General features: G+C 44.4%; 14 protein-coding genes and 1 riboswitch. Of the genes, 4 read left to right on the top strand and 10 right to left on the bottom strand.

The genetic code is table 11. The features are described 5' to 3' along the window. From hisA to hisG, 6 genes are read right to left on the bottom strand one after another with little or no spacing between them, the layout of a single operon-like run. Positions 1 to 738, bottom strand: coding sequence for a 1-(5-phosphoribosyl)-5-[(5-phosphoribosylamino)methylideneamino]imidazole-4-carboxamide isomerase (hisA, locus tag AC0MXB_RS02270; protein ID WP_474037930.1), 738 nt, complete (start codon positions 736 to 738; stop codon positions 1 to 3). Further along, positions 738 to 1,340 (bottom strand): imidazole glycerol phosphate synthase subunit HisH, encoded by a 603-nt coding sequence (gene hisH, locus AC0MXB_RS02265; protein ID WP_474038725.1) that lies wholly within the window; start codon positions 1,338 to 1,340, stop codon positions 738 to 740. Before hisH ends, hisA begins: the two co-directional genes overlap by 1 nt. A 13-nt stretch (positions 1,341 to 1,353) precedes the next feature. Then, positions 1,354 to 1,941 (bottom strand): imidazoleglycerol-phosphate dehydratase HisB, encoded by a 588-nt coding sequence (hisB, locus tag AC0MXB_RS02260; protein ID WP_474037929.1) that lies wholly within the window; start codon positions 1,939 to 1,941, stop codon positions 1,354 to 1,356. Between the two features lie 10 nt (positions 1,942 to 1,951). Next, positions 1,952 to 2,998 carry a histidinol-phosphate transaminase gene (gene hisC / locus AC0MXB_RS02255; protein WP_474037928.1) on the bottom strand — a complete coding sequence of 349 codons (1,047 nt, stop codon included), beginning with the start codon at positions 2,996 to 2,998 and terminating at the stop codon, positions 1,952 to 1,954. After that, positions 2,998 to 4,344, bottom strand: coding sequence for a histidinol dehydrogenase (gene hisD, locus AC0MXB_RS02250; protein WP_474037927.1), 1,347 nt, complete (start codon positions 4,342 to 4,344; stop codon positions 2,998 to 3,000). Before hisD ends, hisC begins: the two co-directional genes overlap by 1 nt. Beyond that, positions 4,338 to 5,006: an ATP phosphoribosyltransferase gene (hisG, locus tag AC0MXB_RS02245; protein WP_474037926.1), complete on the bottom strand. Its 669-nt coding sequence runs from the start codon at positions 5,004 to 5,006 to the stop codon at positions 4,338 to 4,340. Before hisG ends, hisD begins: the two co-directional genes overlap by 7 nt. 213 nt (positions 5,007 to 5,219) lie before the next feature. On the opposite strand from hisG, the gene AC0MXB_RS02240 reads away from it, so the two are divergent. After that, positions 5,220 to 6,161, top strand: a complete 942-nt coding sequence (locus AC0MXB_RS02240; RefSeq protein WP_474037924.1) for a D-2-hydroxyacid dehydrogenase — start codon at positions 5,220 to 5,222, stop codon at positions 6,159 to 6,161. A gap of 7 nt (positions 6,162 to 6,168) precedes the next feature. Here AC0MXB_RS02240 and AC0MXB_RS02235 read toward each other — a convergent pair whose 3' ends face one another. The 3 genes from AC0MXB_RS02235 to AC0MXB_RS02225 are packed head-to-tail and all read right to left on the bottom strand — an operon-like array spanning position 6,169 to position 8,202. Then, on the bottom strand, positions 6,169 to 6,711 hold the full coding sequence (locus tag AC0MXB_RS02235; RefSeq protein WP_474037923.1) for an HD domain-containing protein: 543 nt from the start codon (positions 6,709 to 6,711) through the stop codon (positions 6,169 to 6,171). Beyond that, a complete protein-coding gene (hisZ, locus tag AC0MXB_RS02230) occupies positions 6,704 to 7,891 on the bottom strand; it encodes an ATP phosphoribosyltransferase regulatory subunit (RefSeq protein WP_474037922.1) in 1,188 nt (395 codons plus the stop codon). Before hisZ ends, AC0MXB_RS02235 begins: the two co-directional genes overlap by 8 nt. Positions 7,892 to 7,896: 5 nt before the next feature. After that, the gene (locus AC0MXB_RS02225; protein WP_474037920.1) at positions 7,897 to 8,202 is read right to left on the bottom strand and encodes a YerC/YecD family TrpR-related protein; all 306 of its coding nucleotides are present in this window, start codon (positions 8,200 to 8,202) and stop codon (positions 7,897 to 7,899) included. 261 nt (positions 8,203 to 8,463) lie between these two features. After that, positions 8,464 to 8,584: riboswitch (SAM riboswitch) on the top strand. Between the two features lie 72 nt (positions 8,585 to 8,656). On the opposite strand from AC0MXB_RS02225, the gene AC0MXB_RS02220 reads away from it, so the two are divergent. The 3 genes from AC0MXB_RS02220 to AC0MXB_RS02210 are packed head-to-tail and all read left to right on the top strand — an operon-like array spanning position 8,657 to position 11,193. Beyond that, positions 8,657 to 9,715: a methionine ABC transporter ATP-binding protein gene (locus AC0MXB_RS02220; RefSeq protein ID WP_474037919.1), complete on the top strand. Its 1,059-nt coding sequence runs from the start codon at positions 8,657 to 8,659 to the stop codon at positions 9,713 to 9,715. Further along, complete coding sequence (locus AC0MXB_RS02215) at positions 9,684 to 10,337, top strand: methionine ABC transporter permease (RefSeq protein ID WP_474037918.1); 654 nt, start codon at positions 9,684 to 9,686, stop codon at positions 10,335 to 10,337. The genes AC0MXB_RS02220 and AC0MXB_RS02215 overlap by 32 nt, the downstream gene beginning before the upstream one ends. Positions 10,338 to 10,368: 31 nt before the next feature. Next, the gene (locus AC0MXB_RS02210; protein ID WP_474037917.1) at positions 10,369 to 11,193 is read left to right on the top strand and encodes a MetQ/NlpA family ABC transporter substrate-binding protein; all 825 of its coding nucleotides are present in this window, start codon (positions 10,369 to 10,371) and stop codon (positions 11,191 to 11,193) included. Positions 11,194 to 11,274: 81 nt separating this feature from the next. Here the strand turns inward: AC0MXB_RS02210 and AC0MXB_RS02205 are convergent, their stop codons facing one another. After that, a complete protein-coding gene (locus AC0MXB_RS02205; RefSeq protein WP_474037916.1) occupies positions 11,275 to 11,913 on the bottom strand; it encodes a TetR/AcrR family transcriptional regulator in 639 nt (212 codons plus the stop codon). Positions 11,914 to 12,063: the final 150 nt, after the last annotated feature.

Here is a 12,063-nt window from a genome sequence, read left to right as displayed (position 1 = left end):
TTACCGTCCCCCTTGCTGTTCGCAGCGAACCAAAGCCTCGCGTAAGTCAAGTGAACCTGTATAAATTGATTTCCCCACAATAACCCCTTCAATTAAGGGTTCGCCGCAAGCTAACAGCGCCTCAATATCGCCCAAATCTTTAACGCCGCCAGAAGCAATCACCTTAAGACCGGAGCGTTTAGCCAAATCGGCAGTCGCTGCGATATTCACACCACTTAGCGTTCCATCTCGGGAAATATCTGTATAGATCAGTCGAGTTACACCGCAATCAGCCATACGCTCAGCCAGTTCAGAAACTGCCATATCGCCGCTTACACCCCAACCATCCACTGCTACAATCCCCGCTTTCGCATCAATACCGACAACAATTTTTTCGCCAAATTCTTTTACAGCTTCTTTCACAAGCTGCGGGTTACGGACGGCTACTGAGCCTAAAATAACACGTTCAATTCCGATATTCAGCCAAGTTTCCACGGCAGTTAGATCACGGATCCCGCCGCCAAGCTGCACAGGCACTGTTGCTTCTTGCAAAATTTCTCGAATCGCACTGATATTCACTGGCTTAGCTTCCTTGGCGCCATCAAGATCCACTACATGAAGATACGTAGCGCCTTGTTCCTGCCAGCGAAGCGCCATATCTGCTGGCCGATCGGCGAAAACAGTTTCTTGGGAAAAATCGCCTTTATAAAGTCTGACGCACTTTCCTCCCAGTATATCAATCGCTGGAAATAAAATCATCAGGTCATCTCCTTAAAGTTCGCCAGAATTTTCATGCCAGCCTGACCGGATTTCTCCGGATGAAACTGCACAGCCTGCACATTATCTCGCCCGACAGCAGCAGTAATCGTTTCACCATAATTACTTGTCGCTGTGATAATGGAGGAATCAGTCGGCGCCGCATGATAGCTGTGCACAAAATACACAAAGCTTTGTTCAAGACCGGATAGCAGCGAGCTCTCTTTTTGCAGCGTCAAATCATTCCAACCCATATGCGGAATTTTTAGCTCTGGCGCCACAATTTTCTTTACCATACCGGAAAAAATGCCGATTCCGGGCACGCCAGGATCTTCTTCACTGCCTTCAAATAACATTTGTAAGCCAACGCAAATACCTAAAAAAGGTTTCCCTGACTGAATCGTTTCTAAAATCACCGGCTCTAATTGAAATTGTCGCAGGTTGTTCATGCAGTCGCCAAAAGCGCCGACGCCAGGAAGAACTACTTTATCGGCTTTGAGAATTTGCTTAGGATCTCTCGTAACAAGCACCTGCGCCCCTAGTTTCACAAAGGCTTTTTCCACGCTGAACAGATTTCCCATACCGTAATCAATAATTGCAATCATCATGATCGCTCCTTTATTCAAGCATGCCCTTAGAGGACATGACACCTTCAATTCTTATATCTTTTTGTGTCGCTTCGTCTAAGGCGCGGCCAAAAGCCTTGAAAACGGCCTCAATAATATGATGCGAGTTCTCACCAGCTAATTTACGAATATGCAACGTAATCCCTGCCTGAACGGCCACGGCGCGAAAAAATTCCACAGTAAGTTCGGTATCAAAAGAACCGATGGAAGGAGCCGGAACAGCTGCGTCATAAGCCAGAAAAGGCCGACCAGAAAGATCCAGCGATACCATCACGAGCGCCTCATCCATAGGAACGAAAACGGTACCATACCGTTTGATTCCCGCCTTGTCGCCAATCGCCTGCTTAATCAATTGGCCCAATAAAATGCCGCAATCTTCCACGGTATGATGGCCGTCAACTTCTAAGTCGCCTTTTGCCGAAAGGGTTACATCAAAAAAGCCATGCTTGGCAAACAGTATGAGCATATGATCAAAAAAGCCGATTCCCGTAGCAATTGTTGCTTGACCCTTTCCATCTACTCCGAAGGAACCAGTAATTTCTGTTTCACCAGTCTTGCGATCTGCTTTAGCAAACCTCACATTCTCCGCCTCACTTTTCTAGAAATTGAACGATTTCCTTAAGCAGCGCTTCATTTTCTTTTGACGTGCCTACGGTGATCCTTATGCAGTTTTCTAAATCGGGCGCGCCATGAAAGCTGCGCACAGCAATAGATTTTTCCGCAAGATACGCGGCAAGAGCTTCCGCTCGAGGCAACCGTACCAAAAGAAAATTTGTTTGCGACGGAAATACGGTAACACCAATGCTTGACAGCTTTTCGGTTAGAATCTGACGTTCTTTTACTGTTGCTGCAATCGCTGCTTCAAATAGGCTACGTTCAGAAAAGACAGCCTCTGCCGCCGCCAAAGAAAACGCATTGACATGATATGGCAACAGCACTTTATTTACGACTTCAATCAGTTCCTGCGAAGCAATCATATAGCCAGTTCGAGCCGAAGCCAGACCGTAGGCTTTTGATAAAGTTCTAGCAATAATTAAATTAGGATATTTATTTAATAGCGGCAAAGCCGTTTCACCGTAAAATTCCATGTAGGCTTCATCGACAACTACCGGACAGGTAAGCGCAGCGACAATCTTTTCTACATCGGCTAAAGCCATACCATTGCCTGTTGGATTATTGGGGTTGCAAAGGAGCGCCAACTGAGCGTCTTTGGCAGCATCAATATAATCTGCTACTGATAGGGAAAAATCATCTGCCAGTGCGACTGGCACAGACTGGCTGTCAGCAATCCGCCCATAAATTTCATACATAGAAAAAGACGGACTGGGGAAAACTAATTTGCGGCCTTTCCCGCCGAAAGCGATGCAAAGAGCTAACAGAATTTCACTAGAGCCGCAGCCTAGTGCAACTTGCTCAGCTGTCACGCCATAAGCGGCAGCAATTTGCCCGCGCAGTGGTTCATCCGAACCGGGATAGCGTTGCAACACGACCTTACTAAGGGCTTGCTGTACCTTTTCGGCTACGCCAAGTGGCATGGGACCGTTTTTCTCATTGGCATCAAGCTTAATCTTCCAGTCAGACTCTTCTACATGGTAAGCGGTGAGGCTTTGTAGTGATTCACGAATATCTAGCTTCATTATTTCATTCCCCGCTTTCTGATCGCATTGGCATGGGCTGTCAGCCCTTCGGCTTCAGCCAGACAAATTACAGCATCGCTGACTTTCTCAAGTCCCGCTTTCGTATAGGAAATAATACTCGTCTTTTTCATAAAAGTATCCACATTCAGCACGGAATAAAACCGCGCTGTCCCGCCTGTCGGCAAAACATGATTCGGACCGGCCATATAATCGCCTAATGGTTCTGGCGAGTAGGGCCCAAGGAAAATGGCGCCGGCATGCTCTAAATAAGGCAGTAAGGAAAAGGGATTTTCCGCTAAAACTTCTAAATGCTCTGGCGCGGCATAATTGGCAATTTCAGCTGCTTGCAGCATGTCTTTTGCTACAAGAATCTTTCCATTATTGGCAAGCGAAGCAGCGGCAATTTCCCGCCGCGGCAAAAGTTCAAGCTGTTTTTTTACCTCGACTTGAATTGCTTGCGCCAAATTCGGCGAATTAGTAACAACCATACAGGCTGCTAAGGGATCATGCTCCGCCTGACTCAACATATCAGCTGCCGCATAAACCGGATTCGCCTGTTCATCTGCCAAAATCAATATTTCACTAGGACCTGCCAGCATATCAATATCACAATGGCCATACACAGCTTTTTTAGCTAAGGTTACGAAAATATTACCGGGACCCGTAATCTTATCGACTTTAGGCATCAATTCAGAACCAAAAGCGAGACCGGCAATCGCTTGTGCGCCGCCGATGCGGAATATCCTATGAACCCCAGCTAGTTTTGCCGCTGCAAGTACACACGGATTGACGGAACCGTCTTTCGCTGGCGGCACTACCATAATAATTTCTTTAACACCTGCTACGGAAGCCGGAACAGCATTCATAATCACCGAAGAAGGATACGAAGCCGTACCGCCAGGCACATAAATACCGACTCGCTCCAACGGCCGTACATTCTGCCCTAGCATCGAGCCTTCTTCCCGATAAGTAATCCAAGATTTCGGCAGCTGTTCTTCATGGAAGGCCCGTACATTGCGTTCCGCCTGTTGCAATGCCGCTAATACCGCCGGGTCGATTTGTTCTAAAGCCGACTCGATCTCTGCCGCGGAAACTTCGAAATTTGCTTCTGTCAAAGTTACGCCGTCAATAAGCTGACTGTAATGAAATAACGCCTTATCACCCTGTTGTCGTATATCGTTTACGATTTGATCGACAACTTCAGCGGCCGACATCTCCCGACCAAAGGTCTGGGCAATTCGTTTTTTAGCGCCCTCGCCAAGCTCTACCTTATCAAAAGCAGGCTTCACCATGAATTGTTTAAGCTGCTCTGGCGCATAGGCAGAAACGTTCAAAATCTCTAGCATGATTTAGCCTCCTCTTCGGTTAAAACTTTTAATTTTTCTACCACATCATGGATGCGATCAAATTTCATCTTGAAACTCACGCGATTCGCAATAAACCGAGCTGTGGCTGGTGCGATTTTCGCCACTTCAATCAACTTATTCTCACGCAGCGTCGTCCCTGTTTCCACAATATCAACGATCAGCTCAGCAAGACCTACCATCGGCGCTAATTCAATCGAGCCATTCAGCTTAATAAACTCCATTTGAATTCCTTTATCATGAAAGAAACGCTCGGCCACGCGCGGATATTTCGTCGCAACCCGCATATGGGCATAATCACTTAACTTGGGCTGCAACAACGCCTCTGGTACAGCAACCATAAGACGGCATAAACCATATTTTAAATCGAGAAGTTCATAAACGTCACGATTTTCTTCCAGTAAAACATCTTTTCCAATAATCCCGATATCAGCAGCGCCATATTCAACATAAGTAGGCAGATCGGCCGTTTTAGTAATAATAAACCGTAGCTTCTTGGCTTCGTTCGTAATAATTAATTTGCGCGAGTCCTCCTTTAAGCCTTCAGCGTCATAGCCGCAAGCGGCAAGTTTCTGTGCTGACAAATCAAATAACTTGCCCTTTGGCAAGGCAATTGTCAAATAATCCATATCGCTAGAAGTCATAAAATCCTCCTTAAAACGCCTTTTCTTTAGTTGTTTAAAGCATTAACTTATTAATAAGTTATCACAAATTCTTTTTTTCGTCAAGTTTAGAAAGAAAGGTCTTTTCCATTCATAGGAATTTTTGCCTAGGTCGTAGAATGAGTAATTATGACCAAAAATCGTTTAAGCCTAAAATGAACTCAAATAAGAAGCTTCGCTGGGAGGGTATCCTTTATGAAAATTCTTGTTTTAAATCCACTGTCTGATGATCAAAAGGCTGAAATTGCAGCAATTGATTCGTCCATCGAAGTCGTCACAAGCACGCTGCCGGAAGCCCACTTAGAAATTGCCGACACGGATATACTGGTCGCCTGGGGCTTTATGCACATTGAAGAACTCTTTGCTAAGGCGCCGAATTTGAAGTGGATTCATGCGTTAAGCGCCGGTGTAGAAAATCTAAATCTGCCCGAATTAAAAGAAAAGCAGGTTTTCCTGACAAATTCTAAGGGAATTCATGGTATTCCCGTATCAGAACACGTTTTCGCCATGATGCTGTCCTTCAGCCGCGGTCTCTACCTGTCGCGCCATAAACAGCAGGAGCATCGCTGGAAACGAGTTCCCACTGATGAACTCTATGAAAAAACGATTGGTATTGTCGGCCTGGGAAGTATTGGCCGAGAAATTGCTAAAAAAGCAAAATGCTTCGGCATGAATGTAGTAGCTACCAAACGAGAAATGACGACAGAAATTTTTGTTGATCGTCTCTATCATCCTGATGAAATTTTTGAGATGCTATCGCATTGTGATTACGTAGTAGCGGCACTACCGCTCATTGCCGAAACAGAAAATTTCTTTTCGCAAAAACACTTCGACGCCATGAAACAAACAGCCTATTTTATTAATATTGCCCGCGGCCCCGTCGTCGTTGAACAAGATTTGATTGCAGCCCTCCAAGAGGGTGTGATTCAAGGCGCCGGACTTGATGTCTTTCCTGTAGAACCATTGCCGTCAGACAGTCCGCTTTGGGATATGGAAAATGTTATCATCACGCCCCATGTAGCAGCGCTATCACCTTATTATCTGGATCGAGCCATTAAACTTTTTGCTGATAACCTGTCGCGGTTTATTGCTAAAGGCGAATTATGCAATCAGATTGATCCAATCAAGGGTTACTGAAAAACTATTAATGCAATTCATCAGCCTGCCGCAGCAAGCTAAGTTCTAACGAATCCGTTTCCCGCGGCGACCAATGATGAACGCGGACAAGAGCTACAAGCAATTCGTCGCACCCTAGCCTTTGCAGTCGATCAGCGCCCACTTCGCCATGACAATAATGCAGATATAAAGCCCGTCGCCAATGATCTCGCGGTAGTGCTGTCTGACTGGCCCACTTTCTTCCCCTCTTTTCCCAAAAACAGTCAAATAAGACTGTCCATATTTTATCGAAAGTCGTCACATCGCCTTTCAATCGTCCCACATCATGCAGCAATGCCGCTCTAATCAGCAAATTCAGCTGAATAGAGCGGCTTTTTGTATGAGAAACTGCCAAACGACGAGCGCTATAGGCGACTTGTAGGGCATGATATTGATCGGGAAGATTCATTTGATAAAATAAGGCTCGTTCCTTTTCTTGTAAATATTCCTGTACAAACTGATGATCCTCCGCTGTTAACACAGCGGCAAGAGCCGCTGTAAGCTGGCGAATTCGCTGTTGCCAGCTAGTCACAATAAATCAACTCACTATAGCCTTTTTCTTGCATGGTTTTCTCAGCCTCGGCGCGCTCCTGCGCCCAAAGCGCCATGGCAACACGACGACCTTCACTTCTAAGGGCGGAAGCTTTTGCGATCGCCTTAGCACTAGCGCCGTCTTGCCAAGCAATGTACACATTCTCTTTGGCAACAGCCACTTCTGCGGCCTGCCGCTCTAAAGCCAGTAAAACTCGCTCCATACCTAGGGCGAAACCAGTAGCAGGCGCACCTGGTCCAAACGAGGCCAGCAATTGATCATAGCGGCCGCCGCCGCATACAGGAAAGCCAAGACCCGGCGTATAGCCTTCAAAAACAACTCCCGTATAATAGTCGAAATCGCGGATCATGCCAAGGTCAAATTCTACATACTTGGCTACGCCATAGCTTTTTAAAAGCTCGAAAATATGCGTTAAATCAGAAAGCGCCTGAGCACTTTCTTTCGTATTGGCCAATTTTTCCGCTTTCGCCAAAAGTTCTTCGCGACCGTGGAGAAGCGGCAGTTCCAGTAGCGTCTTTTGGATATTCTCAGGCAGATTGGACTCAGTTACAGCAGCTTGCAGCGCCACGAGATCGCGAGACATTAAGAGTCTCTTCAGGTTTTGTTTCTGACTGCTTGACAAATGACTTGCCGCCATCATGCCGCTAATAAACTGCATGTGACCAAGGCTCAACTGAAATTCTTTTAAGCCGCAGGCGGCAAGCGATTCTACCGCCAAGGCAATAATTTCGGCATCAGCCTCTGGACCGGGCACACCCATAAGTTCTACGCCAGCCTGATGGAATTCGCATTGTCGGCCAGCCTGATACTCCTCCTGCCGAAAGACACTGGCAATATAGCTTAACCGTAGCGGCGCTTCATTTTCTTTGAGACGGGTCGCTGCAACTCTAGCCATGGGCGTCGTCATTTCCGGCCGAAGTACAAGCAAACGATTGGTTTGATCAAAAAATTTAAATACATTTTGCTCGTAAGAATTGCTTTCAGAAGCAATCGATAAAGTTTCCCAATACTCAAAGGTCGGCGTAATGACTTCATCATAGCCCCATTTGTCAAAAAGCTGAGCTAACCGATCTTCTAAAATCCGTTTGCGTTTCGCCTCCTGCGGCAAAAAGTCGCGCGTTCCGTAAGCAATTTGAGGTAAAAACTGCGCTGTTTTCATAGACTCTATTCCTTCTCCTCTGCTTCAATTCGCGGCAAAATTGTCCGATAGCCATCAGCCCCGTAATAGAGACAACGCTTGACACGGCTGATCGTGGCAGTACTTGCCCCGGTTTTTTCTACAATATCGTCATAAATAGCTCCTTTTTCCAACATTCGGGCTACTTCCAGTCGCTGCGCCATTGCTTTGAGTTCGCTGATTGTACAAATATCCTCAAAAAACTGATAACACTCCTCTAGTGTCTCAATGGAAAGAATTGCTCTAAATAATTGATCCGTATGCGGATCCTGTATTTTTTGATTAATGGACATAGCTTGAACCCCCATCATTTTCTTATGTGTTTCCTTTATTCGGTTATTCGGTATAAGAAATAACAGTTCCTGCTTTCCTTTAATTCTTTATCTCTTTTTCTTTTTATCACTTTTATTCTTTAATTTATAAAATTTCAACTAAACTGATACTAAACTCATTATAAATAGCTCGAATATTCAATATATACTTTTTTATTACTTCTCCCTTGACAGACATTCTATCCTTTGCTATTATCAATTCTAACAACTGCATACACTTGTAATTCATCAAGAGTTGGCTGAGGGACTGGCCCAATGAAGCTGCGGCAACCATCGTATTTTGCAAATATGTATAATACGAACGGTGCCAATTCCTACAGGATGATATCCTGGCAGATGAAGCGATTGCTATGACAAGCTAACTTCCTCTGCTCCCTGAGCAGAGGTTTTCTATTTTGTAAAGGAAGTGACATGTATGATTACTTTGAAAAACCTCTCCAAAGTATACCAGTCTGATGCTGGTTCTATACCCGCGTTAGAAAACATTAATCTTACCGTAGAAAAAGGAGAAATTTTCGGCATTATTGGTAAGAGCGGCGCTGGCAAAAGCACCTTAGTCCGTTGCATGAACATGCTGGAAAGACCGACAGAAGGCGAAGTTCTCGTCGCTGGCCAAGATCTCACGGTCTTAACCGAAAAACAGCTTCGCGATGCTCGCAAGCAGATTAGTATGATTTTCCAACATTTTAATTTACTTTCTTCCCGTACCGTATTCGACAACGTGGCCTTTCCGCTAGAGCTAGCCGGAAAAAGTAAGAATGAAATTAAAAATGCGGTTTTGCCGCTCTTAGAGCTTGTCGGCTTAGCTGATAAAGCAAATCAGTATCCTTCCCAGCTTAGCGGCGGCCAAAAACAGCGTGTCGGCATCGCCCGCGCTCTAGCTAGTCAACCAAAGGTTCTGTTGTGCGATGAAGCCACCTCGGCGCTCGACCCGCAAACGACTCACTCGATTTTACAGCTGTTAAAAAGTATTAATAAAAAATTAGACCTTACTATTGTTCTTATCACTCACGAAATGCATGTCATCAAAGAAATCTGTCACCGCGTTGCTGTAATTGAAAATGGTCATATTGTCGAAGAAGGACCGGTCTTAGATATCTTCACTAATCCGCAATCAGCTACAACTCGTGATTTTATCAGTACTTTAGAGCAAAATAATCTAGACGAACTCTTAAGCGATCGTGAAATCCGCCAAGAGAGCGTCACTGGTGATAATCTGCTCGTAAAACTTTCCTTTATCGGCGCTTCTGCTGAAGAGCCTATTATTGCAAGCTTAATTCGTCGTTTCAATGTAGACGCTAGCATTCTCTATGGCAATATTGACCATATTGACAGCACGCCTTACGGGACTCTTGTAATTGAACTGTCAGGCGTTAAAGAAAATATTGAAAGCGCCTTAAAGTATCTACAAACTAAAGATTTAGGAATCGAGGTGATCGGCTATGTCGCAAGAAATACTTCAATTGCTGGCTGAGTCTTTTGGACAAACCGTATATATGGTCATCATTTCAACAGCCATTGCTACGATTCTCGGCATACCCCTTGGCGTCATTCTTGTCGCCACGAATAAAGGACATATCTTAGAAAAACCAGCTTTAAACCGCATATTAGGTTCGATTGTCAATGCAACACGTTCCGTCCCTTTCATTATTTTAATGGTAGCGATCATTCCCCTTACTCGTATAATTGCCGGAACATCGATCGGCACCAATGCAGCCATTGTCCCCTTAAGCATTGCCGCTATTCCTTTTGTGGGCCGCATCATCGAATCGGCGTTAAAGGAAGTCGATCAAGGACTGATTGAAGCTGCTCAATCCATGGGGGCTTCGCCTTTTCAGATCATTACGAAAGTACTATTACCTGAAGCCATGTCTGGTATTATTTTAGGTCTTACGATTACGATCATCAACTTAATCGGCTATTCCGCTATGGCCGGAGCAATCGGCGGCGGCGGTCTCGGCGATTTGGCAATTCGTTACGGCTATCAACGGTTCCGCGGCGATATCATGTTGATTACTGTTATTATTTTGATTGTGATGGTCCAACTTGTTCAATCTTGCGGTGATCTTTTTGCCCGCCGCGTCAATAAACGCTAAATTTCAAAACTAAAAATCAGGAGGGAAATTCATGAAAAAGCCATTGAAATTGCTTTGCCTTGGTCTTAGTCTCATTACAACACTTGCCTTTACCGCTGGTTGCGGCGACAGTAAAAATGCCGCCGATTCCTCTAAGGACAAGGTCATTAAAGTCGGTGTAACTGCCGGCCCCCATGCTGAGTTAATGGATGAAGTCAAAAAGTTAGCAGAAAAACAAGGTCTTAAAATCCAAGTTGTTGAGTTCAACGATTATATCCAGCCTAACGTAGCGCTCCAGCAGGGCGACATTGATGTAAATAGTTTCCAACATGATCCTTATTTAAAAAATATTATTAAAGACCGCGGCTATGATATTGTGAATATCGGTAAAACAGTCATTTTCCCGATGGGTATCTACTCCAAAAAAGTAAAGGACCTTTCGCAGTTGCCTGATGGCGCTACAATCGCTGTTCCAAATGATCCGACCAATGGCGGTCGGGGCCTGCTGTTGCTCGAACAAAAAGGTGTAATTAAATTAAAACCTAATGCCGGTCTTACCGCAACAGCGGCTGATATTGCCGAAAATCCCAAACACTTAAAAGTAAAAGAACTAGATGCCGCCCAGATTCCCCGTTCCCTTGATGATATCGATGCAGCTGCCATCAATACAAACTACGCCGTTACAGCCGGACTGAATCCCTTAAAAGATGCCATTGCCTTAGAAGGCGGCGAATCGCCTTATGCTAATATTATTGCTGTAAGAGGCAAAGATAAAGAAAATCCAGACTATCAAAAACTCGTTAAAATATACCAATCTGATGAAATGAAAGCTTTCATTAAAGACCACTTCAAAGGTTCGGTTATTGCCGCCTGGTAAATAAATAGAGCCAATCAAACAAAACAGGGTTTTTCAAACGCTAAAAGCGATTTGAAAAACCCTGTTTCTTTCTTATTTCATTCAATTCGTTCCGCGATTTACAATTCCATAGAAAAAAGTATCAGCAATCATACAAGCACTCTGTTCCAAACTGTCTGGGCCATCAGCAGCAAATTTCTGAAAAACCATCGTTAAAATCACGCTAAATAAGCAATACGCTGTTCGGTCTGCCTGACATGTTCGGAAAGCTTTTTTTTCAATTCCTTCTTCTAACACTTTTTCCAATAGCGAAATTGTTGCTTTAAAACATTCTCGATATTTATCGCACTGCTTTTCCGAAAGAGATACGCTACTGGAAAAGCCACGCATTTCATGCATAAATACACGCCATAAATCAGCATTTTTAACGTAAAATTCAAGATAAAGACGAATCAGGATTTTGATCTTCTCCAGTGGATCCCTTGCACTCTCTACGATCTTCTTAGCAGCTTCTTCAAAGGGCCGACTCCGCTCAGTGACTAGAGTGTAGAAGAGTTGTTCCTTATTATGAAAATAATTATAAACAGTTCCCTTTCCCGTATCAGCTAGAGCAATGATCTCATCTACTGTAGCCCGATGGTAGCCTTTTTGAGAAAACACCGTGTAAGCAGCATCTAAAATTTGCTCTCGTTTCGTGCGCATGTCTACTGCTGTTGGATCAATTGCTGCTTGTTCTGCCATGGGCACCTCCGTGAAAAATATCTATAATCTATTATAGAAATTCAAGACTTCTCTGTCAATGCAGGTTCAGTAAAACAAAAATTACACAAGCAGGAGGATTTGACTCTTTTTTGCATAATATACGTATATATGTATACATGTACATCACAG

It is taken from the genome of Pelorhabdus sp. sgz311001 (assembly GCF_055901755.1).
Note: the sequence above shows the minus strand (reverse complement) of the source record. Positions and strands in the feature narration are given on the sequence as shown.

Excerpts from the sequence above, each read along its gene's own strand:
- hisA (WP_474037930.1), bottom strand. The coding sequence starts at position 738 with ATGATTTTATTTCCAGCGATTGATATACTGGGAGGAAAGTGCGTCAGA.
- hisH (WP_474038725.1), bottom strand. The coding sequence starts at position 1,340 with ATGATTGCAATTATTGATTACGGTATGGGAAATCTGTTCAGCGTGGAA.
- hisC (WP_474037928.1), bottom strand. The coding sequence starts at position 2,998 with ATGAAGCTAGATATTCGTGAATCACTACAAAGCCTCACCGCTTACCAT.
- hisD (WP_474037927.1), bottom strand. The coding sequence starts at position 4,344 with ATGCTAGAGATTTTGAACGTTTCTGCCTATGCGCCAGAGCAGCTTAAA.
- hisG (WP_474037926.1), bottom strand. The coding sequence starts at position 5,006 with ATGACTTCTAGCGATATGGATTATTTGACAATTGCCTTGCCAAAGGGC.
- AC0MXB_RS02240 (WP_474037924.1), top strand. The coding sequence starts at position 5,220 with ATGAAAATTCTTGTTTTAAATCCACTGTCTGATGATCAAAAGGCTGAA.
- hisZ (WP_474037922.1), bottom strand. The coding sequence starts at position 7,891 with ATGAAAACAGCGCAGTTTTTACCTCAAATTGCTTACGGAACGCGCGAC.
- AC0MXB_RS02225 (WP_474037920.1), bottom strand. The coding sequence starts at position 8,202 with ATGTCCATTAATCAAAAAATACAGGATCCGCATACGGATCAATTATTT.
- AC0MXB_RS02220 (WP_474037919.1), top strand. The coding sequence starts at position 8,657 with ATGATTACTTTGAAAAACCTCTCCAAAGTATACCAGTCTGATGCTGGT.
- AC0MXB_RS02215 (WP_474037918.1), top strand. The coding sequence starts at position 9,684 with ATGTCGCAAGAAATACTTCAATTGCTGGCTGAGTCTTTTGGACAAACC.
- AC0MXB_RS02210 (WP_474037917.1), top strand. The coding sequence starts at position 10,369 with ATGAAAAAGCCATTGAAATTGCTTTGCCTTGGTCTTAGTCTCATTACA.
- AC0MXB_RS02205 (WP_474037916.1), bottom strand. The coding sequence starts at position 11,913 with ATGGCAGAACAAGCAGCAATTGATCCAACAGCAGTAGACATGCGCACG.